The sequence below is a fragment of the Skermanella stibiiresistens SB22 genome, from assembly GCF_000576635.1.
Classification (GTDB): domain Bacteria; phylum Pseudomonadota; class Alphaproteobacteria; order Azospirillales; family Azospirillaceae; genus Skermanella; species Skermanella stibiiresistens.
Genome location: NZ_AVFL01000002.1, coordinates 132,514 through 157,149, shown reverse-complemented (window position 1 = coordinate 157,149; position 24,636 = coordinate 132,514). Strand labels below are relative to the sequence as shown.

Below are 24,636 nucleotides of genomic sequence, written 5' to 3'. Positions count from 1 at the left end.
GTCACCGTCTGTCGTGTGCCGTCGCGCCACCGGCGCGGAACAGGCGATAGGAGATGCTGTCGTGCAGCGCGTTGTACGAGGCGTCGATCACGTTGGCGGAAACACCGACCGTGCTCCACCGTTCCCCGTGGCCGTCGGTGCTCTCGATCATCACCCGGGTCACCGCCTTGGTGCCGTCGTTCGGGGTCAGGATGCGAACCTTGTAGTCGACCAGCCGCAGCCCCTCCAACAGGGGATAGGCCGGCAGCAGCGCCTTCCGCAAGGCGATGTCGAGCGCGTTGACCGGGCCGTTGCCCTCCGCCACCGTCATCAGGGACTGGCTTCCGACGTCCAGCTTGATGGTGGCTTCGGACAAGGTGACCAGCTCGTCCTTGGCGTTCCAGCGGCGCTCGTCGATCACGCGGAAGGATTGCAGCCGGAAGAACTCCGGGACCTCGCCCAACGCGCGGCGGGCCAGAAGCTCGAAACTAGCCTCGGCGCCATCGTAGGCGTAGCCGTCGTATTCCCGCCGCTTGACCAGATCGACCAGATCGCCGATCCGCTCGTCGCGGGCGTCGATCTCGATGCCGATCTCCCGGAAGCGGGCCAGCAGGTTGGAGCGGCCGGCCTGGTCGGACACGACGATGGTCCGCCGGTTGCCGAGCCGGGCGGGATCGACGTGTTCGTAGCTGGTCGGGTCCTTCTCGACCGCGGAGACGTGCAACCCGCCCTTGTGGGCGAAGGCGCTCTCCCCGACATAGGGCGCGTGGCGGTTGGGCGCCCGGTTCAGCCGCTCGTCCAGCCCGCGCGACACTTGGGTCAACCGCCGCAGGCCGTCCGCCGTGATGCCCGTCTCGAAGCCCATCTTCAGCATGAGGGTGGGGATCAGCGAGACGAGGTTGGCGTTACCGCACCGCTCGCCCAAGCCGTTCAGCGTGCCCTGGATCATCCGGGCGCCCGCCCGGACCGCCGCGAGCGAGTTGGCGACCGCGTTCTCGGTATCGTTATGGGTGTGGATGCCCAGGTTGCCGCCGGGAATGCTCTCCGCCACGGCGCGGACGATGCGTTCGACCTCGTCCGGCAGGGAGCCGCCATTGGTGTCGCACAGCACGATCCAGCGGGCACCCGCCGCGTAGGCCGCGGTCAGGCAGCTCAGCGCGTAGTCCGGATTGGCCTTGTAGCCGTCGAAAAAATGCTCCGCGTCGAACAGCGCCTCGCCCTTCCTCTCGCGGATCAGCGCGATGCTCTCGGCGATCAGCTCCAGGTTCTCCTCGCGCGGGATGTTCAGCGCGACGTCGACATGGAAGTCCCAGGTCTTGCCGACCATGCAGACCGCGTCGCATTTCGCGCCGATCAAGCCGGCGAGGCCGGGATCGTTGGCGGCGCTGCGGCCGGGCCTGCGGGTCATGCCGAAGGCGGTGAACCTCGCGTTGGCGAGGTCCGGCGGGTCGGCGAAGAACGCGTCGTCGGTCGGATTGGCTCCCGGCCACCCGCCCTCGACATAGTCGATTCCCAGCGCGTCGAGATCGCGCGCGATGGCAATCTTGTCGGAGACGGAGAAGTCGACGCCCTGGGTCTGCGCGCCGTCGCGGAGCGTCGTGTCGTAGAGGTGGATCCGCTCAGCCATGATCAGGCCCGCTTCCAGGTGGTGCCGCCGGGGCCGTCCTCGAGGATGACGCCCTGGTCGGCCAATTCCTTGCGGATGCGGTCGGCCTCCGCGAAGTCCTTGCCCTTGCGGGCGTCCTTCCGGCGCTGGATCAGATCCTCGATCGCCGCCGCGTCGATGCCGCCGGCCGCGGCGTCGCCGCGCGACCACTCCGTCGGGTCCCGCCGCAGCAGTCCGAGCAGGTCTCCCGCCGCGAGCAGGGTTCCCTTGAGCGCCGCGCGTTCGGCCGTTTCGGTCGACTTGTTGAGCGACGAGACCAGGGCATGGACGTGGCTGATCGCAAGCGGAGTGTTGAGGTCGTCCTCCAGCGCCGTGACCAACTCGTCCGGAGGGGCGGTGTCCTTGGCGGCAGGAACGTCCTCGACCGCGCGCAGCGCGCCGTACCAACGGTCCAAGGTCGCCTTGGACTGCCTCAGCGCGTCGCGGGTGAAGTCCAGGGGCTGGCGGTAGTGGGCGCCGAGCAGCGTCAGCCGGATCGCCTCGCCGGGGACCTCGCCCAGCAGGTCGCGCACGGTGAAGAAGTTGCCCAGGCTCTTGGACATCTTCTCGCCCTCCACGGTCAGGAAGCCGTTGTGGACCCAGTAGCGGGCCAGCGGCGCGCCGCCATGGGCGCAGACGGACTGCGCGATCTCGTTCTCGTGGTGCGGAAAGATCAGGTCCAGTCCGCCGCCATGGATGTCGAAGGTCTCGCCCAGGTGCGTCTCGGCCATGGCCGAGCACTCGATATGCCAGCCGGGCCGGCCGCGGCCCCAGGGGCTGGCCCAGCCGGGCACCTCCGGCGGGGAGGGCTTCCACAACACGAAGTCGGCGGGATCGCGCTTGTAGGGCGCCACCTCGACGCGGGCGCCGGCGATCAACTCGTCCCGGGAGCGGCGCGACAGCCGGCCGTAGTCCGGCATCGAGGGGACGGCGAACAGCACGTGGCCGTCCGCCTCATAGGCGTTGCCGGCCGCGACCAGCCGCTCGATCATCCGGACCATCTGGGCGATGTGGGCGGTGGCGCGCGGCTCGATGTCGGGCGGCAGCGCGTTGAGCGCCGCCATGTCCTGGTGGAACGCCTCGGCGGTGCGCGCCGTGACGCTTTCCATCGGTTCGCCGTTCTCCCGCGCCCGGTCGATGATCTTGTCATCGACATCGGTGATGTTCCGGACGTAGCGGACATCGGGGTAGAGACGCGTCAGCAGCCGGTAGAGAACGTCGAAGACGACGACCGGCCGGGCGTTGCCGATATGGGCGTAATCATAGACTGTCGGACCGCAGACATAGAGTCCCACCTTCCCCGGCACCAGCGGTTCGAACCGTTCCTTTTGGCGGGTCAGCGTGTTGAACAGGGAAAGCGGCACCGGTTTATCCTTAAGCTACTCTGCCCGCGAGCCGGGCCTCGGCCCGATCGCGACCGATCAGAGGTAACAAATTCTTGAGCTCCGGTCCATGGTCGCGGCCGGTCAGCGCCAGGCGCAGCGGCATGAACAGGGTCTTGCCCTTGCGCCCGGTCGCCGTCTTGACGGCCCCGGTCCAGGCGCCCCAGGTGGTCTCGTCCCAGGGCTCGGCGGGTAGCAGCGCCGCGGCGGCGGCTGCGAACTCCGTGTCCTCGACCACCGGCTCGATCGGTTCGCGAGCGACGTGCCACCATTCGGCGACATCGGCCAGAACCGTCAGGTTGGGCCGCACCGCCTCCCAGAAGGTGGCGTCGACACCCAGGAAGCCCATGGTTTCCAGACGCTCGCGGACGGATTCGAACTCCGTGGCGTGGAGCACCCGGGCGTTGAGGCGCGCCAGTTCCTCCGGGTCGAACTTGGGCGAGCCGCGCGCGATCTTGGACATCTCGAATTCGGCGGCGAGATCGGCCAGCGAGGTCCGCGCCTCGATCGCGTCGGAGGTGCCGAGCTTGGCCAGCAGGCTGTTGACCGCCATCGGCTCCAGCCCCTGCTCGTCGCGCAGGTGGGAGATGCCGATGCTGCCCAACCGCTTCGACAAGCCGGCGCCGGTGGCGTCGGTCAGCAAGGGCAAGTGGGCGAAGCCGGGCACCTGTCCTTCCAGCGCCCGCCACAACTGAACCTGAACGGCGGTGTTGGCGACGTGGTCCTCGCCCCGGATGACGTGGCTGATCCCAAGCTCGATGTCATCCACCACCGAGGACAGGGTGTAGAGCGTGCGGCCGTCCTCGCGGATCAGCACGGGGTCGCTGAGATCGCGGCCGTGAAAATGCTGCGGCCCGCGGACCAGGTCGTCCCACTCGACCGACTCGTGTTCCAGCAGGAAGCGCCAATGCGGTATCCTGCCCTCCGCCTCCAGCCGCGCGCGGTCCTCATCGTTAAGCCGCAGGGCGGCCCGGTCGTAGATCGGCGGAAGCCCGCGGCCGAGCAGGCTCTTGCGCTTGAGGGACAGCTCCTCGGCGGTCTCGTAGCAGGCGTAGAGCCGGCCGGCGGACTTGAGTTTTTCGACCGCCAGCGCGTAGCGGTCCAGCCGGTCCGATTGACGGGCGAAGCGGTCCCACTCCAACCCAAGCCAGCGGAGGTCGCGTTCGATCCCCACGGCGTAGTCGGTGGTCGACCGTTCCAGGTCGGTATCGTCGAGCCGGAGCAGGAAATCGCCACCCTGGCTGCGGGCGAACAGCCAATTGACCAGCGCCAGACGGATGTTGCCGACATGGAGCAGGCCGGTCGGGCTCGGCGCGAAACGGACGGCGACGCTCATGAGCTTCACGGATCTCCGGTACACAGGGGCGGCACGGATAGCACACCGCGACCCTGTGGGAAATGCCGGAAACCCAGTTCCGCATCTAACGCGGGACGCTACTCGACGTCGACCAGCAGCTTCATCTTGGGATGGATGCCGCAGAAGACGTGGTAGGTACCCGCCTCGGTGAAGGGCAGGCTGACATGCTCGCCCGGCTCCTGGTAGCCGCTGTTGAAGTCCATGTTCTCCTCGAACACCCGGATGTTGTGGGCTCGGGTATCCTCGTTCTGGATCGTCAGGGCTTGGCCCGTCTTGATGTGGACGTGCCGCTGGCTGAACCGCTTGTCCTTCTGCGTGATGGTCAGCGAGTTGGACGCCTCGCCGATATCGGGCGAGGTGGCGGCGAGACTGTCCGCCGCCGTCGCCGGGTCGGGGCTGAGGCTGTGGAGGAACGCCACCAGATCGGAGACGTCCCGGTCCGACAGCCCGTCGATCCGGGGCAGGTCGGGCGACAACGTCGGGCGCTGGACCACGCCGCTCCGGTAATGCTCGACCACCGCTTCCAAGGTCGGCAGCGAGCCGTCATGCATGTAGGGCGCGCGGTCGGCGACGTTCCGCAGCGCCGGTGTCTTGAAGGCGTGGTTCAGCTCGGGCAGCTTCAGGATGTCACCCCGGCCAAGATCGGCGCTGGGCAGGCCGACATCGTGGAACGCGTGGTCGGTGAACTGCCAGCCGGAATGGCAAGAGGAGCAGCCGGCGGCGCCGGTGAAGACCTCGAAGCCGCGCCGGGCCTCGGCGCTGATCGCGTCGGCGTCACCCGCGACCCAGCGGTCGAACGGCGTCAATCCCGTGACCAGCGTCCGTTCGAAGGTGGCCAACGCCTTGGCGACCGTGACGGGCGTGATCTTCGGGTCCTCCGGAAAAGCGGCCGCGAACAGGCCGTCATAGTCGCGGTTGGCCGAGAGTGTCCGGACCATGGCGTCGAGCGTCTGGTTCATCTCGCGCGGGTTCTGGACGGGTCCCAGCGCCTGTTCCTCCAGGCTGCCGGCCCTGCCGTCCCAGAAGAACAGCTCGCCCCAGGCGGCGTCCTGGACCGAGGGCGTTCGGCGTCCGAGCGGCGTGCCGTCGAGCCCGGCATGGGTCGGAACACCGTCCTGCCAGCCTGAGACCGGGGCGTGGCAGGTGGCGCATGATCGGTCGCCGGCACCGGACAGGCTGGTGTCAAAGAACAGCTTACGTCCCAGCTCGGCCTTGGCCTGGCTGAACGGGTTGTCCCGGGGGTACGGCACGGCGGTCGGCCGGACATACTCGACCAGCGCGCTGGCGACCGCCGGGTCCAAATCCCGCTGACCCGGCCGTTCGGCTGGAGCGGACATCGGCGCCAGCAGGGTGAACGCCAAGGTGACGGCCGGGATGACCACGGCTGGGAGGATAGCGTCGATACGCATTAGCTTCTCGGTCTCGGAACGGTCAGGATACCGTCGCCGGGAAACTACTGCAAGTCACTCGCATTATCGATGCGACCAATTGGACGTCGGGTGGGCCGCGTTCGTCGTCAGGGAAGCGTCGCGAAGCCGTTGACGACGGGCAGGCGGACCGAGGCGCCAAAGCTCCGGCTGGTGATCCTGACGCCGGGCGGCAACTGCCGGCGCTGGCCCTCCGCCTCCGCGACCGTCCGCCACACCTGCTCCACCACGGCGGGATCGTGATCCCGGGCGACGATCTCCTCCAGGCCGACATCCTTGTCGATCAGGCACCGCAGGATGTCGTCCAGCACGTCCGCCGGCGGCAGGATCCGAGCCCCCGTGGTTCCAGGCCGCGGCTCGACGTCGCTCATGTCGGTGACGACGCGTTCTGGCACGACGCGGCCCGCCGGCCCATGGGCGCCTTCCGGAAGGTGCCGGTTGCGCCAGTTGGCGAGCGCCACCACCGTCGTGCGGTAGACATCCTTCAGCACCGCGAAGCCGCCCCACAGGTCGCCATGCAGGGTCGCGCGCCCGACCGCCATGTCGGTCCGGTTGGCGGCGGACAGCGTCAGCGCCCCGAACTTGGCGGATAGCGCCAGCAGGATGGCGCCGCGCAGGGTGGATCTCAGGTCGTCCTCGGCCCGGTCAGGGTCACGGCCCGCGAAGGCGGGCGCCAGCATCGCGTTGGTCGCCCGCAACGCCGGCTCGATCGGGATCTCGTCGATCTTGCACCCGAGCAGCTCGGCGATCTCGCGCGCGTCCTCCAGGGCTTGGCGACTGGTGCCGGGCGACGGTAGCAGGACACAATGAACACGGTCGGACCCCAGCGCGTCGACCGCGAGCGCCGCCGTCAAGGCGCTGTCGACACCATCGGTCAGGCCGACCAGCACGCCGGCCGCCCCGCTCTTCCGGACGTGATCGCCCAGGCCCAGCATCAGGGCGTGATACATCGCCGCGAGGCCGACCGGTGGTGCCGCGAGTTCCCCCTCGGCGCAGACCCACACCTCGTCGGCCCCGGCTTGCCAGCGCGACACCAACAGGCTGTCGCGGAAGGCCGGCGCCTGGAGACGGAGCCTGTTGTCGGCGCCCAGCACGAAGCTCGCCCCGTCATAGACCAGTTGATCATGGCCGCCGATCTGGTTGACCGAAAGGAGCGGCAAACCGGTCTCACCCACCCGCGCCACCGCGAGGTTGATCCGGCGATCCTCGGAGTCGACATCCACCGCGTCGCCCCCGGCCACCACCAGGATCTCGGCGCCGCACTCACCCAGCGCCTCGGCGACATCGGGCGTCGACATGTCCTCGGCGATCAGGACACCAAGCCGCACGCCCCGGAAATTGACCGGACCCGGCACGGGACCGGCGGCGAACAGGTGCCGCTCGTCGAAGGGAAACCCATCCAGCAGCACGTGCTTGGCGCGCGCCGTGACGATCCGCCCGCCATCCAGCAGCAGGACGGCATTGTGAACCCGCCCCTCGATCCGCCACGGCGCCCCCACCAGCACGCCCGGTCCGCCATCCGCCGTCTCCTCGGCGAAGTCCCTCACCAGGGATGCGACCGCGTCGAGGAAGAACGGCTTGGACGCCAGTTGGCCGACCGGTTGACCGGTCACGCTCATGGCCGGGCATACGACGAGGTCGGCGCCGCGGGCGTAGGCCTCGGCCCGGGCGCCGCGGATCAGGTCCAGGTTCCGCTCGATGGCCCCGACCGTGGGGTTCAGTTGGGCCAGCGCGATGGCCAAATGATCGGTCAGGGGGCGATCGGTCATGGGGTGTGCAAGCCATCCAGGGGAAACGATGCGGCACGTTAGCAAGACGCCCCGGCCCGGCAAAGGGGCAAGGCGTCACGGCCAGCCGTGGAGGAGCGGCTTTACGCGGCGGCACCCGCCAGGCGCACCATGCCCGATAGTTCACCCGCCGTCAGCTGCCGCTCGAACTTGACGTGGGTGACGCCATCCTCGGTCGGCAGGACTTGGCCGCGCAACGGAGTGTCGACACCGGGCAGCGAAACCTCGACGAGCCCGCGGGCCGTATCCGGGATCGGTCCCGAAATCCCGATACCGCCGGCGGAAACGTTGATCACGTCGACCCGGCGCTGGACTCCGCCGACCGACACGGTGACGGCCATCTTGACTGCGTGGCGCTGGTGCTGGCGACGGTCGAACACCTCGTGGGTCCGCATCGAACTCATCAGCCGGTCGATCTCGTCCTGGAGGTTGCCGACGTCGACCGTCATCGTACTGGTTTCCGACCGGACCTCATGCATCAGTTCCGAGGCTTCGCCCGTGTCGTGGGCCACCACGGTGATGCTGGCGGCGACCTGCCGGGTGCCGGCGGCGGCCTCGAGCACGCTGCGGCTGATCTCGCCGGTCGATGCCGTCTGCTCCTCGATCGCCGACGCGATGCCGGCGGAGATCGACTCGACATCGTGGATCACGCCGACGATGCTCTGGATACCGGCGACGGCCTTTTCGGTCTCCGCCTGGATACGGGCGATCTGGGCGGAGATCTGCTCCGTCGCCCGCGCCGTTTGGGACGCCAGCGCCTTGACCTCGTTGGCGACGACCGCGAAACCCTTGCCGGCCTCGCCAGCTCGGGCCGCCTCGATCGTGGCGTTCAGCGCCAGCAGGTTGGTCTGACCGGCGATCTCGTTGATGACCCGGACGATCTGGCCGATCTCACCCGCTGCGGCGGCCAGTCCCTGGACCGAAAGGTTGGCGGCGCCCGCCTCGTCCACGGCCTTGCGGGTGACGAGGCGGGATTCGTTGACCTGCCGGCTGATCTCCGACACGGAGGCGGAAAGCTCCTCACCCGCCGCGGCGACGGTCTCGAAGCTGGCGGTGGCCTGCTCGGCGGCGGAGGCGACCGCCGTCGCGTTGCCGGCGACCCTGTCGATCGCGGCGGAGGTCTGGACCGCCATGTCAGAGACGTGGCCACCCCGCTCCGCCACTTGCGCCACGACGGTGTGTACCTCCCTCTCCAGCGTGTCGGCGAGTTGCCACAGCTCGTTCTGCCGGCTTTGATCACCGCTGGAGATGTAACACGAGATGGCCAGGTCCATGTCGAGGGAGACCGCTTGGACGATCGCCCGCAGGATCTTGCTCAACCGCTTCGGATGCCACCGGTACCGCGTGACCGCGGCCTCCATCAGGTCGGTCATGGCGATGGCGTAGCCGCCGATGTACCACCGCGGCTCGAGGCCGATGCGCTGGTGGGTATTGCCGATCGCGACGGTGCGCTCCAGATGCGCTTCGGTGAAGGTGCCGTCGAACAAGCTGGTCCAGTGGCGGCGTTGCGCCTCCTTCAGCCGGTCGATCGGCACTCCAGCCAGCATCTTGCTGGTTTCGGCATTGCCGGCGAGATGGCTGTAGAACCGATCCAGGACCTTGGGTATCGTCGCTTCGAGAACGGGCGCGAAATCCTTCAAGGCCGACCGGGTACCGTCATCGATTCCAAGAAAGTCCAAACGTACTTCGCGATCCAAATCGTTCGACATCCGTACCTCACCCCCACAGAATTTGGGGAATTAAAGGCCCGGTATTATTACTAAAGTCTTACAACCTTCGTCGTGACCCCATACGGGAGGACGCTACTTGCGGAACAGGAATTCGCGGCCGACCTTGACCCGCTTCTCGCCGTCATACTCGATGATATCGGCGGTGGCGTAAGTCTCGGTCCACCGTTCGGGCAGATAGCTACCGGTGCCAATCACGTCGATGGGAGCTTGCGCTTCCGCCATGATTCGGCACTTGGCCGGACTGAACCCGCTGCTGGCGACGATCTTGACCTTGTCGAAACCGGCGGCGTCCAAAGCGTCGCGCAGGTGGAAGATCGCGGCCGCCGAGACACCGGTGCCGATCAGGTAGCGGAGCTGGGTTTCGTCCCGATAGCCCCGAATCGCGGAAGGCACGTGGCGTTCGAGCACGGCGTAGGATCCGGGCGGATCCAGCCCTTCGATGAAGCGGCCGCCGGGCGTGTCGATCCGCATGCTCAAGCGTCCGGCGGCGGCCAGATGCGGCAGGCGGCGGCAAACCTCCAGAGCGTCGGTGACCTCCCGGCCGAAATAGTCGACCAGCACGGTGAGGTCCTGGTCGGGAAACGTCTCGTGGAACATCTCGGCCGCCCGTACCGTCGAGCCGGCATAGCCGATCAGGGCGTGCGGCATGGTGCCCAAGCCCGCCGTCCGGCCGAAGTAGTGGGCCGTGGCGTCGGTCGCGTTGCCGATGAAGCCGATCGCGCCGACCTTGCGCTTGGCCCGCGCCGACCCGACGCTGGCGGCGTAGGCCATGATCTCGGCCATCTCGGTGCCGGCGCAATGGCGCGCGTCCATCGCCAGGAAGGCGACCTTGGGGAGATCGGCGCACATGGTGAAGGCGTTGTACGCGCCGACGCAGGCGGGCCCCAGCTTCATCAGCAGCAGGGTTTCAAGATCGACCAGATGGTAGAGCGGGCCGGTGATGTAGAGGATCGGCTCGCCAGCGCCGACCCAGCGCCCCTCGGTGTGGAGCAGGTCGATCTCGACCTCGAAGCCCCGTTCGCGGGCGACACCGTTCAGCCAATCCACCGCCTGCCGCGGCGCCGAGACGACCGGCCGGCGCATGAAGATGGCGTAGGTCACCCGCTTGTCGCCGAACCGGCCAACAGTGGCCTTGGTCCGCAGGAAGTAGGTGTCGGTCCACCGTGCGATGTCTGAGACGGACGGGTTGAGGTCCGCGGGTGTGGCGTCGTTGTCTCGACTATCCAATATATGGCCCACCGATTTCTGGCCCGAGGGATTTCCCGCCCCAGGGTTTATTTGGCCCAAGGCTTGGCGCTCTTGGTCAATCCGGAGCGGGACGAACCCGCTCCGGGCTAGGTGCTCTCAGCTCACTCGGCCGCGGCGATCCGGCGATCCCGGTCCGACTGCTGACGGCTGCGCTTCAAACCTTCGGCGATCAAGAACGCCAGTTCAAGGGCTTGGCTGGCGTTGAGCCGCGGATCGCAATGGGTATGATACCGCTTCGCCAGCGCATGGTCGGTGATCGCCTGGGCGCCACCGGTGCATTCCGTGACGTCCTGGCCGGTCAGCTCGAAGTGGACGCCGCCGGGATGGGTGCCTTCCGCCTGATGGACCGAGAAGAAGTCCTTGACCTCCGACAGGATCCGGTCGAACGGCCGGGTCTTGTAGCCGGTCGACGACTTGATCGTGTTGCCGTGCATCGGGTCGCAGGCCCAAACCACCACCCTGCCCTCGCGCTGAACCTTGCGGATCAAGGCTGGAAGCTTGTCCTGGACCTTCTCGTAGCCCATCCGCGCGATCAGGGTCAGTCGGCCTGGCTCGTTGGCCGGGTTCAACATGTCGATCAGGCGGATCAACTCGTCCGGGTCGCTGGTCGGGCCGCATTTGAGGCCGATCGGGTTCTTGACGCCACGCAGGAACTCGACATGGGCGTGGTCGGGCTGACGGGTGCGGTCGCCGATCCACAGCATGTGGGCCGACACGTCGTACCAGTCGCCCGTCGTGCTGTCGACGCGGGTCAGCGCCTCCTCGTAGGGGAGCAGCAGCGCCTCGTGGCTGGTGAAGAAATCGGTCTCGCGCAGCTGGGGCGTGGTCGCCGCGGTGATGCCGCAAGCCGCCATGAAGTTCAGCGTCTCGTCCAGCCGGTCCGCGAGGTCGCGGTACCGCTCGCCCGCCGGGCTGCGCTCGACGAAGCCCAGGTTCCAGCGGTGGACCTGATGCAGGTCGGCGTAACCGCCTTGCGAGAAGGCGCGCAGCAGGTTGAGCGTGGCGGCAGACTGGTTGTACGACTGGACCATGCGGTCGGGATCCGGCTCACGCGAAGCCGGATCGAAGTCGAAACCGTTGATGATGTCGCCGCGGTAGCTCGGCAGCTCGACGCCGTCGATCGTCTCGGTGTCCGTCGAGCGCGGCTTGGCGAACTGGCCAGCCATGCGGCCGACCTTGACCACCGGCGTGGAGCCGCCGAAGGTCAACACCACCGCCATCTGGAGGAGGACACGGAAGGTGTCGCGGATGTTGTTCGGATGGAACTCGGCGAAGCTTTCGGCGCAATCGCCGCCTTGGAGCAGAAAACCGTTGCCGGCCGCGACATCGGCCAAGGACGACTTCAAGCGCCGCGCCTCGCCGGCGAACACCAGCGGCGGATAACTGGCGAGACGCTGCTCGGCCGCCCGCAACTTCGCCTGATCGGCGTAGATGGGCATCTGCTTGACGGGCTTCGAGCGCCAGGTGTTCGGGGTCCAGCGTTCGGCCATGGCACCATCCTCCACATGGACCGGGTCCGCTCACCATGGCCCGGTCGCTTATCAACAATCCAAGGAAACTGGCTATACTTCCTTCGCCGCTTATTTTCCAGACTTAAACATTCCGTGTCACCCCGCCGGAGGGCAGCCATTCCCCCCGGTCACGGCTGGATCATTCGGCCGCCTGCCGCGTCGCGGGATCGGGAACCTTCTCCCGCATGGTCACGAACTCCTCCGCCGCCGACGGATGCAGGCCGATGGTCCGGTCGAACTGCGCCTTGGTGGCACCGCAATTCATGGCGATGGCGAGGCCCTGGACGATCTCGGGCGCGTCGGGGCCGATCATGTGGGCACCCATCACCCTGTCGCTCTTGCGGTCGACCACCAGCTTCATCACGGTCCGCTCGTCACGGCCGCTCAACGTGTTCTTCATGGGCCGGAAGCCGCTCTTGTAGACGTCGATCTCGCCGCAGATCTCCCGCGCCTGCCCTTCCGTCAGCCCGACCGTGCCAATCGGCGGATTGCTGAACACGGCGGTTGGGATGTTGGAGTAATCGACCTCCATCGGGTTGTCGTTGAAGAAGGTCTCGACGAAGGCGCGGCCTTCGGCGATGGCGACCGGCGTCAACGCCACCTTGTTGGTCACGTCACCGACCGCGTAGATGTTATCGACATTGGTGCGCGACCAACTATCGACGGCGATGCCGCCCTTGGAGTCCAATTCGACCCCGGCGTTCTCCAGTCCAAGGCCACGCGTGTTGGGCACCCGGCCGGTGGCGGCGAACACCAGTTCGGTGTCGATCGCCTCGCCCGCGGCGGTGACGACGCGGTAGCCATCATCATGCTTCTCCAGGCGGTCGAGCTTGACCCCGGAGCGGATGGTGATTCCGCGCTTCCGCATCTCGGTGGCGAGCGCCTGCCGGATATCGTCGTCGAAGCCGTTCAACAGGTCGCCGCTTCGGATCATCATCATGATCTCGACACCGAGCGCGTTGAAGATGCTCGCGAACTCGACCGCGATATAGCCGCCGCCGATGATCACCATGCGCGATGGCAACGCGGTCAGGTCGAGCGCCTCGTTCGAGCTGATGGCGTGCTCGAACCCCGGCAGGCTGGGACCGATCGGATGCCCGCCGGTGGCGATCAGGATGGTCTTGGCCGTGTACCGCCGCCCGGCGACCTCGACGGTGTTGCGATCGATCAGGCGGCCGAATCCCTCGATCAGGGTCACGCCGGCCTTGTCCAGCATGCCGATATAGATCTGGTTCAGCCGGTCGATCTCGCGGTCCTTGGCGGCCAGCAGCTTGGACCAGTCGAAATCAGGGACTTCGCTGGCCCACCCATAGCCGACCGCGTCCTCGAACGCGTCGCGGAACTGGCCACCATAGGACAGCAGCTTCTTGGGCACGCAGCCCCGGATGACGCAAGTGCCGCCGACCTTGCTGCCCTCACAGATGGCGACGCGCGCACCATACGCCGCCGCGCGGCGGCTGGCGGCGACACCACCCGAACCGGCACCGATGGTGAACAGGTCGAAATCATATGACGCCATCGTCTTCATCCCTCAATGCGAACCCAAGCGATTATCAACTTATCGCAGATGGCGCCGAAAGGCTCGTGGTGGAACCCCCACCGATTTGGATTACCGCACGCGTCTCCCATGCGCCAAAGTCGCAGGCGACCGGAATACGATTGTGGTTTGGCACAATTCATCGCGAGATGTGACCTATTTCGGATCTAGCATATACCAGGACAGCGGATCACAATTTTTTCACAACCGAAGGGTTGACATGCTGCGCCGCAATATCAAGATTGCTGAAGCTCGAAACCTAATTCCAATAAATCAAACGCATCCGTTCATCAAACCAACCATCTCGCCGGTTCCACGAGAGGATACGAACCCTATGACGCTTTAATCCTCGCTCATGGTGAAAATGTGACGATTAGGATCTTTCACTAAATTTATCTTCAATGGACGCATCACGGCAAATATCCGTTACCAGATTTATTTTTAAATAAGCGTGATTTTAAATCACCTGCCATCTCGGGCAACAGAAACCCACACCACAGGAGAGCCCATGACATCCCCTCTCGGCACTGGAATCTCACGTTTTCAAAAAGGCTTCTATCGCCGCCATCGGCATGCCTACCGAACCCTGGCGAGTGAGGGGCAAAAGCCTGAAACGCTGTTCATCGCCTGCGCAGACAGCCGCGTCATCCCCAGCGCTATAACCTCGGCCAAGCCTGGTGACTTGTTCGAACTCCGGAATGTCGGAAACATGGTTCCGGCGTATGGCAGCAACTGCGATTCCACGGGGTCGGCGATCGAGTACTCGCTGCATGTGCTTGGCGTCAAAAGGATCATCGTCTGCGGCCACTCGAAATGTGGCGCCTGCAACGCCCTGTTGACCGGCAAGGCTCCCGACGAATTGACCCAGACGGTGAGTTGGATCGAACAGGGCCGGGGTGTGCGCGAACTCCTCCTGTCGTCGCTGGAGGGTGAGGAATTCGATCTGGAAACCGCCCTGCTCGACGATGCCCACAAGCATCAACTCGAAGGCGCGTTCGAGCGCGCGATGGTGGTTCACCAACTCAAGAACCTGATGACCTACCCGGAAGTCGCTCGGCGCGTCGAGGATGGAAGCCTGGAAATCCACGGCTGGCATTATGGCATCGAGAACGGCGTGGTCGAGGAATTCGACAGCGAGAACCTGGTGTTCAAGCCGGTCAAAGCTGATGACCCGCCAAAGCTGCTGGGCCGCACGCTCCAGTCGTTCACGTCCCTGAGCTGGTAGCCACGCGCGCCATCCCCCAATCATCGCACACCAATCCAGACCTGGGAGACCCACCAGTATGAGCCACCTGCCGCGGATTGGACTCAACAACATCCTCGCCGGATTGATCGTCGCGGTCGTGGCCTTGCCACTCTGCATCGCGTTCGCCATCGCGTCCGGCGCAAGCCCCATGGCGGGCCTCGTGGCGGGCGTCGTGGGCGGCGCCATCGCCGCCCTGTTCGGCAGCTCGCGCTTTCAGGTATCCGGTCCCGCCGCCGCCTTCATCACGGTGATCGCCGGCATCATCGCGAGCCACGGCTTTCCCGTGCTCCTCGCCGCCACATTCTGCGCCGGCCTGATCGTGATCGCGATCGGCGCGCTAAAGCTGGGCCGGCTGATGGAGTTCATGCCGCACCCGATCATCGTGGGCTTCACCACCGGCATCGGCTTGCTGATCCTGATCGGCCAGATCCCCGTGGCGCTGGGCGTCGCGGCCGAGGGTGACGACGCGCTCGCCAAGTTGGGCAATGCCCTGGCGGATATCCACCTGGTCAGGTTCCAGGAGATCGCCATCGTCGGCCTGAGCCTCGCCGCGGCTTTGCTGTGGGCGCGCACGCGTTTCGCCAAATGGGTACCCGCCCCGCTGATGGCGCTGGTGGTCGGCCTTGGCGCCGCCGAACTGATCGCGGCGCAGGGGCTGTCGGTCTCGACGGTCGGCGGATCCTATTCCATGTCGCTCGACGGATTGGGCTTCTCCACCGACTTCTTCGGCACGATCCTAGCCAACCCCAACGCCGTCCTGCTCGCCGCACTCACCCTTGGGCTGCTGATCGCGGTCGAATCCCTGCTCGCGGCCAAGGCGCTGGACTCGCTGACCAACTCGACGCACGACCCTAATCGCGAGCTGTTCGGCCTGGGTCTCGCGAATGTCGCCGTGCCCTTCCTGGGCGGCCTGCCGGTCTCCGGTGTGATCGTCCGCGGTAGCACCAACGTCATGAGCGGTGCCACCAACCAGACCTCGGCCTTCACGCACGCCATCTTCCTGGGACTGTTCGTGGCGGTGCTCGCTCCCTTGGTCGCCCGGCTGCCGATGGCCGCCCTCGCGGCGGTCCTGTTCCTGACGGCGATGCGCCTGATCGAGATCCACGAGATCAAGCGCATCCACAGGATCGGCGCCGCCGAAGGACGGCTGGCCTTGCTGACCGCGGCGTTGACGGTGGCCGTGGACCTGACCGTCTCGGTTCCGCTGGGATTGGTGCTCACCCTCGTCCTGGTGCTCCGCCGCATGCTGACCCAGGGTAGCGTCGCGATCCGCGAGCGCCGGGGTGTCAACGTCGCCGATCCGGGGAGCCATGTCACATTCCTGACCAGCCCGCGGCTTCGCCCACAGATCGAGGAGGCGCTGCTCAACGATACGAAATCGGTCCAGGCGCTCGACATGTCGCGGGTCTCGGCGGTGGACGCCACCGGCCTGTCGATGGTCGGCGAGATCGTCACCCGGAATGACGGCCTCGACGTCTGGGTCGCGACCGCGGAGGAGACCGCCGCCCTGCGCCATGCCGGGGTGCCGGACGAGCGCATCCACGTGCTGGGCAACGAGTTGGTCCCACTCCGCGAGGTCTTCGCGGCGATCCAGTCGGATGACGCGACGGCTCTGGCCGGCGCCAAGACGCCCTAGGCGCCAGGGTTTTCCGGTCAGGGCTTGGCCCCTCAGGGGTCCTCGCCGATGCGCTCGAACTGCTCCGGATCCAGCAATGCCGCGACCGACAGCGTCTTGAGGGTTTTGGGGTCGTCCGCCCGTTTCATCTGCGCGTGGATGGCCCCCATGACATCCTTTCGGATCGCCACGATTTCCCAAACATTGTTGCCGGGGCCGAGCTTGCGGTAACGCTGCCCTTCAGCGATTTCGCGTTTCCTTCGCCGCATTGGCATTCTCCAGGACCTTCGATCAGTTCAACCAAGCCGGCGGGTGGGTGATGATTAAACCACAGCCGGTACCCATGCGAGAGTTTCCGCGCGCGTCACAGCGCGCGTTTGAGTTTTGTGACGGAAACGCAACAGCGCGAGCTCCCATGATCCTTGCCTTACCCAAAGCCGTATACCGCACTTGCTCACACGATCGGCTGATACCGAATGTCGTATGTCTGAAGAGCTTTCGTTCCAAGAGGAACAGATGCCTGATCACGTCTGTTACATGGTCATGAAAACCGATCTCGACATTTTACTGGTGGCGACTCGCTTGGTCGAAGAACTGGGTGATGACGCGGCGCGTCTCGCCAAGGTCAAGCTGGTCGAACTGATCGCCGCGAACAATCTGCGCGCCGCGGCGTTCTGGCGGGAAGTCATGCGGGTGTGCGAGCAGCAATCCGGCATCGCGTCGCGGGAGGTGTTGCAACCGCGCCTGGGAGCGGTGGAACAGTCAAGGCAAGCGTCCCACTGATCCTCGACCAACCCAACAAAAAAGCCCGGCACGGTGTGCCGGGCTTTTCGTCGTGCGGCTGACCAATATTAGTTGGTCGTGACTTCCGCGTATTTGCCTTCGTTCCACTTGTAGAACACATAGGCCGGGGTCGTCACGTCGCCCTTCTGGTCGAACGCGATCTTGCCGATCACCGTGTCGAACTCGGTGCTGCGGAGAACCGCCGCGACCTTGTCCAGATCGGTCGAGCCGGCTTTCTCGGCGGCCTGTTTGAAGATCTGCATCGCCGCGTAGGTGTAGAGGGTGTAGCCTTCCGGCTCGTAGCCCTGCGCCCGGAACTTCTCCACCACGGCCTTGGCCATCGGCTTGTTGCGCGGATCGGGGCCGAAGGTCATCAAGGTGCCTTGGCCGGCGGGACCGGTGATGGTCCAGTACTCCTCGGTGACCAGCGCGTCGCCCGAGATGATCTGGACGGTCATGCCCTGATCCTTGAGCTGGCGGGCGATCAGGCCGGCCTCGGTGTGATAGCCGCCGACATACAGCACGTCGATCGCCGACTGCTTCAGCTTGCTGACCAGCGCCGAGTAGTCACGCTCGCCGGCGGTGTAAGCCTCGTACAGCTTCTCCTTGAGGCCCGCCGCGTTCAGCGACTTCTGCGTCTCGTCGGCCAGACCCTTGCCGTAGGCGCTCTTGTCATGGACGATCGCGACGTTCTTGCCCTTGTAGACATTGGCGATGTACTCGCCCGCGACCTTGCCTTGCTGGTCATCGCGTCCGCAGACGCGGAAGACGTTGTTGCCCTTGGCCTCGTCCGTCAGCTTCGGATTGGTCGAAGCCGGGGAGATCTGGAGCATCCCCTCTTCCGTGTAGACCTGACTGGCCGGGATGGAGGAGCTGGAGCAGAAATGGCCTGCCACGAACACGGCGCCGGCGCCGGCGAGCTGGTTGGCGACCGCCACGGCCTGCTTCGGATCGCAGGCGTCGTCGCCCACCTCCAGCTTGATCTTCTCGCCCAGGATGCCGCCGGAGGCGTTCAGATCAGCGACCGCCATCTGCGCTCCCTTGTTCATCTGCTCACCGAACGCGGCGTATTGGCCGGTCATCGGCCCGGCCACGGCGATCGTGACATCGGCCTGGGCGGCGCTGAACGCGGCGGTCGAGGCGAGGGTGAACGCGGCCGTCGCCGCGAGAAGCGCTTTTCTAAACTTCATAACCATACTGCTCCCTGTTCATGAGCTGGTCGTCACTGCCTTGCGCGAAGGCTTAACCGGTTTCCGCCCGTCGGCGCCAAGGCACCAGCGGGCGGTATCCCCCGTTGTATTTTCATTATATCCGACCCGTCGCGGAGTGCGACAGAAACCGGCATCGTCCGCATTTATCCGGCGGCCGGGCTTCGCTCACGCCAGCCGAACAGACCGGCGCGCTCGTAGAGCCAGGGGTATTGCTTGACCATCTTGCGGGCCTGGGTCATGCGGTAAGCCGCCAGGCAGATCAGCGTCAGGACGGCGGTGTGGATCACGTAGCCGGTGACGCTGATCAATTGGCCGCCGAACAGGGCGTAGATCAGGAACCGGTCGCCCAGCCCAAGCAGCGCCGTGTACAGGAACGCGGTCCGCATCGGCCGCCACTTGGACGCCATGCCCTGACCCGTCATGAAGGCGGCACCGCCCATCAGCACGACCGTCAGGCCGATGAAGACGGGAAGGGAAACCCCGAGAAGCTGTTCCATCATGGCCTCCTAATGCCCGCCTTCCAGATAGGCGGTCCGCACCTCCTCGTTGGCCAGCAATTCGCGGCCGGTTCCCTGGAGGGTGATGTTGCCATTGACCATGACATAGCCGCGATGCGCCAGCTTGAGCGCGTGGAAGGCGTTCTGCTCGACCAGGAAGACGGTCATGCCCTGCTCCCGGTTGATGTCCTCGATCACCTTGAAGATCTGCTTGACGATCAGCGGCGCCAACCCAAGCGATGGCTCGTCCAGCAGCAGCAGGCGCGGCTGGCTCATCAGCGCGCGGCCGATCGCCAGCATCTGCTGCTCGCCGCCCGACAGGGTGCCGCCGCGCTGGGCCTGCCGCTCCTTGAGGCGCGGGAAAAGGGTGTAGACCCGTTCCAGCTCGCGGTCGAAGCTGCCGGGCTGGGCGGTGATCGAGCCCATCTGGAGGTTCTCCAGCACGGTCATGCGGCCGAAGATGCGCCGTCCCTCCGGCGACTGGGCGATGCCGCGTCGGACGATCTCGAAGGTCGGGACCTGGGTGATGTCCTCGCCCTCGAACACCACCCTGCCGAACTTCGCCCGCGGGTTGCCGCAGATGGTCATCAGCAGGGTCGACTTGCCGGCGCCGTTGGCGCCGATCAAGGTCACGATCTCGCCGGCCTGGACTTGCATATCGACGCCCTTGAGTGCCTCGATCGAGCCGTAGAAGGTGTGGACGCCCTCGATCCGCAACATCGGTTCCCCGGTGGATCCGGTGTTCGCGGTCGTTCCGGTCTTGACGGCGGTCATGGTGCCTCCTCCCGCTCGGCGACCTCGGGCAGGTCCTGTTTGACTTCGGGCGGCAGCTCCTCGTCCTCCTCCTCGCCGAGATAGGCTCGGATGACGGTTGGGTCGGTCTTGACGAAGGCGGGCGTGCCGTCCGAGATCTTGCGGCCGTAGTCCAGCACGACGACATGGTCCGAGATGCTCATGACCACGCTCATGTCGTGTTCGATCAGGAGCACGCCGATCTTTTCCTCCTCGCGGATGTGGATCAGCAACTCGCTCAGGTCACCCGACTCGCGCGGGTTGAGACCCGCCGCCGGCTCGTCCAGGCACAGCAGCACCGGCTCGGTGCACATGGCCCGGGCGATCTCCAGCCGACGCTGCGCGCCATACGGCAAGTTGCCGGCTTCCCAGTCGGCGAACTTGGTCAGCTTGACCTTGTCCAGCCAATAGCGCGCCAGCTCGACCGCCTGCTTCTCCGCCTTGCGGTAGCTCGGCAGGCCCAGCAACCCGGCGACGGTGAAGGCCGACGCCTTCATCAGCTTGTTGTGCTGGGCCACCACCAGGTTCTCCAGCACGCTCATGTGGGCGAACAGCCGGATGTTCTGGAAGGTTCGGGCGACGCCGGCCTGCTGCGAGATGCGGAACGCCTCCAGCCGCTCCAGCAGGAACGGCCCGCCGGTCCGGTGCAGCGTCAGCCGCCCGACGGTCGGCGAGTAGAAGCCGGTCAGGCAGTTGAACATGGTCGTCTTGCCGGCGCCATTCGGGCCGATGATCGCGGTGATCTGGCGTTCCATCGCGGTGAACGACACGTCGTTGACGGCGACCAGGCCGCCGAACCGCATGGTCAGGTGCTCGACCTCGAGCAATGGGATTCCGGGTACCGCCGTCATGCCCCCGCCTCCGAATCGGCTTGCTGCTGTCTGGCGCTGCGCCTGGGGTGCAGCAGGATGGTGGGGTCGCGGTGGGCCAACAGGCCGCGGGGCCGCCAGACCATGATCAGGACCATGCCCATGCCGAAGGTGAGCATGCGGTACTCGGCCAGTTCGCGGAACGCCTCGGGCAGGCCGATCACGATCAGGGCCGCCACGACGACGCCGATCTGGCTGCCCATGCCGCCCAGCACGACGATCGCCAGGATGATCGCCGACTCGATGAAGGTGAAGCTCTCCGGACTGATGAAGCCCTGCCGGGTCGCGAAGAACGATCCGGCGAAGCCGCCGAACATCGCCGCGATGGTGAAGGCCGCCAGCTTGATGTTGGTCCGGTTGATGCCCAGCGAGGTGCAGGCGATGTCGTCCTCGCGCAACGCCTCCCAGGCGCGGCCGAGCGGCAGCTTGCGGATCCTCATGGTGAAGAAGTTGACCAGCAACGCCAGCACCAGGATCAGGTAGTACAGGAAGATGATCCGGTGCATCGGATCGAACGCGATGCCGAACAGCTGGTGGAAGGCGATCTCGCCCTCCGGCGGGCGGCGGTCGAAATCGGCGATCCCGAAGAAGCTGGGACGCGGGATGCCGGAGATGCCATTCGGCCCGCCGGTGAAGACGGCCCAGTTGAGCAGCACGACACGGATGATCTCGCCGAATCCCAGCGTCACGATCGCGAAGTAGTCGCCGCGCAGGCGCAGGACCGGAAAGCCCAGGACCAGCCCCGAGAACGCCGCCAGCAGGCCCGCCAGCGGCAGGCAGAGCCAGAAGCTGAAACCGAAGTAATGGGCCAGTAGCGCGTAGGAATAGGCTCCGACCGCGTAGAACGCGACATAGCCGAGGTCGAGCAGGCCGGCCAAGCCGACCACGATGTTCAAGCCCCAGCCCAACATGATGTAGGTCAGGATCAGGATGCCGATATCCACGACCGACCGGCTGGCGAAGGGCATGAACGGCAGCGCGATCGCGAACACCACCGCGATCGGGCCGATCCACATCGCCGCGTCCTGGACCCGGGCGCCCAGCCGGTCCATGGCGCGGTCGCGCTCCTGCTGGGACAGCGTGCTGCGGTCGCGCCGCACGGCGATCACCGCGCGGATCGCCAGCACGGCGGCGCCGGCGATGGTGATCACGCGCAGGATCTCGCTGGGGAGCGGCGCGAACCACGCGGCCACCGCCACGACCAAGCTGACGACCAGGACCGGCAGGGCATGGCCCTCGCGGGTCAGGATCAGCCCGATCCGGCCGACGAAGACCAGCAGGACGCTGATCAGCACCTCGTCGAACCGCGTCGTGATGGTCAGGCGGGACCCGACATCGACGGTGCGCAGGCCGACCAGCGGAAAGGTCAACGCCAACGCCACCAGCGCGGTCAGCCCGGCCTCCTTCAGCATGGCGCCGACATTGAGCCCGGGACGGGCGTTTGCGTGTGAGGCGATTGCCGTCATCGGATCACACCTTCTCGATTTCGGGTTTGCCGAGCAGGCCCGTGGGACGGAAGATCAGCACCAGGACCAGGATGGCGAAGGTCGCCACGTCCTTGTACTCGATCGAGAAATAGGCCGACCAGAACGCCTCGATCAGGCCGATCAGCAAACCTCCCAACATGGCTCCGGGCAGCGAGCCGATGCCACCCAGCACCGCCGCGGTGAAGGCCTTGACCCCCGCCAGGAAGCCGATGAAGAAGTCGATGACGCCGTAATACATCGTCACCATCACGCCGGCGACCGCCGCCAGCGCGGCACCCAGCACGAAGGTCAGCGAGATCGTGCGGTCGACGTTGACGCCCAGCAAGCCGGCCATCGTCTTGTCCTGCTCGCAGGCGCGCTGCGCCCGGCCAAGCTCGGTTCGCGTGATCAGGCCGGTGAATCCCACCATCAGGACGGTGGTCAGGACGATGATCAGGATCTGCAGGTAGCTGAGGCTGACCACGAAACCGTCGGCCCGCTCCATGATGACGAAGCCGCCCTGGATCACCGGCGGCATCGGCTTGACCCGCGCTCCCTGGACCAGCTGGACGTAGTTCTGCAGGAAGATCGACATGCCGATGGCCGAGATCAGCGGCGCCAGCCGGAACGAGCCGCGCAGCGGCCGGTAGGCCAGGCGCTCGATCGTCCAGCCGTAGATGCTGGTGAACACCATGGAGATGATCAGCACCAGCATCAGCATGACCGGCACCCAGGTGATGCCGGCGGCGCCCAGGACGATGAAGCTGATGACGGCGATGAAGGCACCGATCATGTAAATCTCGCCATGGGCGAAATTGATCATGCCGATGATGCCATAGACCATCGTGTAGCCGATCGCGATCAGGCCGTAGATGGCGCCGAGCGTCAGCCCGTTGATCAATTGTTGAACGAAGTATTCCATGTCCTCGCTACCCAGACGTCGATTGCGCCAAACAGCCGGCACGCGATCCAACCCTTGGAGGGGGTCGGCCAATGGATCGGTCTATCGCGATCAGCCCGAATGGCTGGCGTGACGGACCCGCGTGGCGCCGACGGAATTGCAAACAGTCGGAAATCTCCCGATTCGGTACTTCGGCTCGACGGTTTCGACCGCGGCTGTGACACCCCCGCGCGCCTCCATCGGCCTTTTTCTTGAACGGACGTTATCTTACGCATCCGGGCCGGGCAAGCGTGTAAAAGCGGAGTTACCGAGACGCTGGCGGCCTTGCGTCAGCCATGGGCAATGGCGGCACAAGAAACTCGCAGCCTGCCCGAAATGAAACAGGATATGGACTCTTTCACGAAGCCGCCTTTAGTGGGACCGCGCGCCGTCGGTCGCCGCGATTATCTTGTGCGGCGCAAGGATTGGCGGAGGCGATCCAAAACTCGGACGGTCAAAACAACCGGATGCCACTCAACGTCAAGGCGATCAGCGCCAGCGTGCCCGCCGTCACTCCAAGGAAGATGTTCTTCCTGAAGGCGAAGAACACGGCCAGCGCCAGCACCGCCGAAAGGATCCGGATGCCCAGGTCCGTCGTCTGCAAGGGACCGACCGGCATGACGATCATGCGCGCGATCAGACCGGCCAGCAACGCGTAAGCGACGCAGCCGACCCATTCGAAGACGGGACCGCCTGGATTGATGCGGCCGGACAGCGCGACGCCGAGCGCCCGCCAGACATAGGTCGCCACGGCGCCGGCCAGCAGCACGACGATGATCCAAGCCTGCGAACCCGCGCCCTCAGACATTCCGGGCCGCCAGCAGCTTGTCGGCGCCGAACGCCACCGTTCCGGCGATCAGGCCGGTCATCATCAGGCCCCAGTCATGGGACACCGTGTGGAGCGCCGGTCCCAGCACGACGCCCAGTCCCAGCGCCAGCACCCGCGCGCGGTGGCGTAGATCGGTCGCCAGGATCAGCATGAAATAGATCGGGTTGAGGAAGACGAGGCCGAGCGTGATCTCCTGCGGGACGGCGTCGGCGAGCAGGAAGCCGGCGGCCGTCCCGATCAGGCTGGCCGCCCACAGCACGCTGGCGAACCCGATGAAATACGGCAGTCGCACGTCGCGCGGCATCTCCGGGCAGCGGCGCATGGAGAAGGCCCAGGCGGTGACGGCGACGAAGTGGGAATAGAGGTAGTAACGCCAGCGCGGCACGGCCGGGTCGTGGATCAGCGGCATCAGCGTGATGGTCATGGGCATCAGCCGCGCGTTGGTCAACGCCACCGCGAGGCTGATCACCACGAGCGAGGCGCCGACCCCGTAGAGTTCCACCAGGGCGACCTGCCCCGGCAAGGCCCAGGCGGACAGGGTTGAGAACAGTCCCAGCCAGATGCCAATCCCGCTTTCGCGGACCAGTGAGCCGAACCCGAGATAGCTGGCGCCTAGCACGATCGCCGGCATGCCGACCGCCTCGCGCGCCGCAGTGAGGAACATGGAGCGCCGGGCGTCGCGCGTCGCCGGCGATTGGGTGGCTGTCATCGGTATCCTGAATGGCGGCCGGATTGCCGGGATGGTGTTCGGCCGCCGTCAGGTTTCAGAATTACTCCACCACCGC

21 protein-coding genes are annotated in these 24,636 nt (G+C 66.0%); 3 read left to right on the top strand and 18 right to left on the bottom strand.

What is annotated here, in order from left to right:
- Position 1: 1 nt before the first annotated feature.
- From cimA to gor, 9 genes are all read right to left on the bottom strand, one after another.
- Entirely contained in the window at positions 2-1,606 is a 1,605-nt protein-coding gene (gene cimA, locus N825_RS03350; RefSeq protein ID WP_037446989.1) for a citramalate synthase, read from the bottom strand.
- A 2-nt stretch (positions 1,607-1,608) separates the two neighbouring features.
- Positions 1,609-2,988: a cysteine--tRNA ligase gene (cysS, locus tag N825_RS03345; RefSeq protein WP_037446985.1), complete on the bottom strand. Its 1,380-nt coding sequence runs from the start codon at positions 2,986-2,988 to the stop codon at positions 1,609-1,611.
- A 10-nt stretch (positions 2,989-2,998) separates the two neighbouring features.
- Positions 2,999-4,342: a glutamate--tRNA ligase gene (gene gltX, locus N825_RS03340; protein ID WP_037446983.1), complete on the bottom strand. Its 1,344-nt coding sequence runs from the start codon at positions 4,340-4,342 to the stop codon at positions 2,999-3,001.
- A 98-nt stretch (positions 4,343-4,440) separates the two neighbouring features.
- Positions 4,441-5,772 (bottom strand): cytochrome c peroxidase, encoded by a 1,332-nt coding sequence (locus N825_RS03335; protein ID WP_198038164.1) that lies wholly within the window; start codon positions 5,770-5,772, stop codon positions 4,441-4,443.
- Between the two features lie 107 nt (positions 5,773-5,879).
- Positions 5,880-7,559, bottom strand: coding sequence for an NAD+ synthase (locus tag N825_RS03330; protein ID WP_245612997.1), 1,680 nt, complete (start codon positions 7,557-7,559; stop codon positions 5,880-5,882).
- 101 nt (positions 7,560-7,660) lie between these two features.
- Positions 7,661-9,256: a methyl-accepting chemotaxis protein gene (locus N825_RS03325; RefSeq protein WP_198038163.1), complete on the bottom strand. Its 1,596-nt coding sequence runs from the start codon at positions 9,254-9,256 to the stop codon at positions 7,661-7,663.
- A 123-nt stretch (positions 9,257-9,379) separates the two neighbouring features.
- Positions 9,380-10,534, bottom strand: a complete 1,155-nt coding sequence (locus N825_RS03320) for a nicotinate phosphoribosyltransferase (RefSeq protein WP_037446980.1) — start codon at positions 10,532-10,534, stop codon at positions 9,380-9,382.
- Between the two features lie 122 nt (positions 10,535-10,656).
- Positions 10,657-12,045, bottom strand: a complete 1,389-nt coding sequence (locus N825_RS03315; protein WP_037446977.1) for a class II 3-deoxy-7-phosphoheptulonate synthase — start codon at positions 12,043-12,045, stop codon at positions 10,657-10,659.
- Between the two features lie 160 nt (positions 12,046-12,205).
- Positions 12,206-13,585 carry a glutathione-disulfide reductase gene (gene gor / locus N825_RS03310; RefSeq protein ID WP_037447697.1) on the bottom strand — a complete coding sequence of 460 codons (1,380 nt, stop codon included), beginning with the start codon at positions 13,583-13,585 and terminating at the stop codon, positions 12,206-12,208.
- A 526-nt stretch (positions 13,586-14,111) separates the two neighbouring features.
- On the opposite strand from gor, the gene N825_RS03305 reads away from it, so the two are divergent.
- Both N825_RS03305 and N825_RS03300 read left to right on the top strand, forming a co-directional pair.
- Entirely contained in the window at positions 14,112-14,828 is a 717-nt protein-coding gene (locus tag N825_RS03305; protein WP_084164267.1) for a carbonic anhydrase, read from the top strand.
- A gap of 58 nt (positions 14,829-14,886) precedes the next feature.
- The gene (locus N825_RS03300; RefSeq protein ID WP_037446974.1) at positions 14,887-16,485 is read left to right on the top strand and encodes a SulP family inorganic anion transporter; all 1,599 of its coding nucleotides are present in this window, start codon (positions 14,887-14,889) and stop codon (positions 16,483-16,485) included.
- 32 nt (positions 16,486-16,517) lie between these two features.
- Here N825_RS03300 and N825_RS03295 read toward each other — a convergent pair whose 3' ends face one another.
- Positions 16,518-16,733 (bottom strand): hypothetical protein, encoded by a 216-nt coding sequence (locus N825_RS03295; protein WP_037446971.1) that lies wholly within the window; start codon positions 16,731-16,733, stop codon positions 16,518-16,520.
- Positions 16,734-16,947: 214 nt separating this feature from the next.
- Here N825_RS03295 and N825_RS03290 point away from each other — a divergent pair, with 214 nt between their 5' ends.
- Positions 16,948-17,247 (top strand): hypothetical protein, encoded by a 300-nt coding sequence (locus N825_RS03290; protein WP_157618951.1) that lies wholly within the window; start codon positions 16,948-16,950, stop codon positions 17,245-17,247.
- 68 nt (positions 17,248-17,315) lie between these two features.
- Here the strand turns inward: N825_RS03290 and N825_RS03285 are convergent, their stop codons facing one another.
- From N825_RS03285 to N825_RS03250, 8 genes are all read right to left on the bottom strand, one after another.
- The gene (locus N825_RS03285; RefSeq protein WP_037446968.1) at positions 17,316-18,437 is read right to left on the bottom strand and encodes a branched-chain amino acid ABC transporter substrate-binding protein; all 1,122 of its coding nucleotides are present in this window, start codon (positions 18,435-18,437) and stop codon (positions 17,316-17,318) included.
- Positions 18,438-18,601: 164 nt separating this feature from the next.
- On the bottom strand, positions 18,602-18,955 hold the full coding sequence (locus tag N825_RS03280; RefSeq protein ID WP_037447688.1) for a DUF6867 family protein: 354 nt from the start codon (positions 18,953-18,955) through the stop codon (positions 18,602-18,604).
- A gap of 9 nt (positions 18,956-18,964) precedes the next feature.
- On the bottom strand, positions 18,965-19,675 hold the full coding sequence (locus tag N825_RS03275) for an ABC transporter ATP-binding protein (RefSeq protein ID WP_037447685.1): 711 nt from the start codon (positions 19,673-19,675) through the stop codon (positions 18,965-18,967).
- Between the two features lie 50 nt (positions 19,676-19,725).
- Positions 19,726-20,598, bottom strand: a complete 873-nt coding sequence (locus N825_RS03270) for an ABC transporter ATP-binding protein (RefSeq protein WP_037446965.1) — start codon at positions 20,596-20,598, stop codon at positions 19,726-19,728.
- Entirely contained in the window at positions 20,595-22,082 is a 1,488-nt protein-coding gene (gene livM, locus N825_RS03265) for a high-affinity branched-chain amino acid ABC transporter permease LivM (protein WP_037446963.1), read from the bottom strand. The genes N825_RS03270 and livM overlap by 4 nt, the downstream gene beginning before the upstream one ends.
- A 4-nt stretch (positions 22,083-22,086) precedes the next feature.
- Positions 22,087-23,004, bottom strand: coding sequence for an ABC transporter permease subunit (locus N825_RS03260; RefSeq protein ID WP_037446959.1), 918 nt, complete (start codon positions 23,002-23,004; stop codon positions 22,087-22,089).
- Positions 23,005-23,476: 472 nt separating this feature from the next.
- On the bottom strand, positions 23,477-23,830 hold the full coding sequence (locus tag N825_RS03255; RefSeq protein WP_037446956.1) for an AzlD domain-containing protein: 354 nt from the start codon (positions 23,828-23,830) through the stop codon (positions 23,477-23,479).
- Entirely contained in the window at positions 23,823-24,560 is a 738-nt protein-coding gene (locus tag N825_RS03250) for an AzlC family ABC transporter permease (protein WP_037446953.1), read from the bottom strand. Before N825_RS03250 ends, N825_RS03255 begins: the two co-directional genes overlap by 8 nt.
- Between the last annotated feature and the right edge of the window lie 76 nt (positions 24,561-24,636).

Excerpts from the sequence above, each read along its gene's own strand:
- cimA (WP_037446989.1), bottom strand. The coding sequence starts at position 1,606 with ATGGCTGAGCGGATCCACCTCTACGACACGACGCTCCGCGACGGCGCG.
- gltX (WP_037446983.1), bottom strand. The coding sequence starts at position 4,342 with ATGAGCGTCGCCGTCCGTTTCGCGCCGAGCCCGACCGGCCTGCTCCAT.
- N825_RS03335 (WP_198038164.1), bottom strand. The coding sequence starts at position 5,772 with ATGCGTATCGACGCTATCCTCCCAGCCGTGGTCATCCCGGCCGTCACC.
- N825_RS03330 (WP_245612997.1), bottom strand. The coding sequence starts at position 7,559 with ATGACCGATCGCCCCCTGACCGATCATTTGGCCATCGCGCTGGCCCAA.
- N825_RS03315 (WP_037446977.1), bottom strand. The coding sequence starts at position 12,045 with ATGGCCGAACGCTGGACCCCGAACACCTGGCGCTCGAAGCCCGTCAAG.
- gor (WP_037447697.1), bottom strand. The coding sequence starts at position 13,585 with ATGGCGTCATATGATTTCGACCTGTTCACCATCGGTGCCGGTTCGGGT.
- N825_RS03305 (WP_084164267.1), top strand. The coding sequence starts at position 14,112 with ATGACATCCCCTCTCGGCACTGGAATCTCACGTTTTCAAAAAGGCTTC.
- N825_RS03300 (WP_037446974.1), top strand. The coding sequence starts at position 14,887 with ATGAGCCACCTGCCGCGGATTGGACTCAACAACATCCTCGCCGGATTG.
- N825_RS03295 (WP_037446971.1), bottom strand. The coding sequence starts at position 16,733 with ATGCGGCGAAGGAAACGCGAAATCGCTGAAGGGCAGCGTTACCGCAAG.
- N825_RS03290 (WP_157618951.1), top strand. The coding sequence starts at position 16,948 with ATGTCTGAAGAGCTTTCGTTCCAAGAGGAACAGATGCCTGATCACGTC.
- N825_RS03285 (WP_037446968.1), bottom strand. The coding sequence starts at position 18,437 with ATGAAGTTTAGAAAAGCGCTTCTCGCGGCGACGGCCGCGTTCACCCTC.
- N825_RS03280 (WP_037447688.1), bottom strand. The coding sequence starts at position 18,955 with ATGGAACAGCTTCTCGGGGTTTCCCTTCCCGTCTTCATCGGCCTGACG.
- N825_RS03275 (WP_037447685.1), bottom strand. The coding sequence starts at position 19,675 with ATGTTGCGGATCGAGGGCGTCCACACCTTCTACGGCTCGATCGAGGCA.
- N825_RS03270 (WP_037446965.1), bottom strand. The coding sequence starts at position 20,598 with ATGACGGCGGTACCCGGAATCCCATTGCTCGAGGTCGAGCACCTGACC.
- livM (WP_037446963.1), bottom strand. The coding sequence starts at position 22,082 with ATGACGGCAATCGCCTCACACGCAAACGCCCGTCCCGGGCTCAATGTC.
- N825_RS03260 (WP_037446959.1), bottom strand. The coding sequence starts at position 23,004 with ATGGAATACTTCGTTCAACAATTGATCAACGGGCTGACGCTCGGCGCC.
- N825_RS03255 (WP_037446956.1), bottom strand. The coding sequence starts at position 23,830 with ATGTCTGAGGGCGCGGGTTCGCAGGCTTGGATCATCGTCGTGCTGCTG.
- N825_RS03250 (WP_037446953.1), bottom strand. The coding sequence starts at position 24,560 with ATGACAGCCACCCAATCGCCGGCGACGCGCGACGCCCGGCGCTCCATG.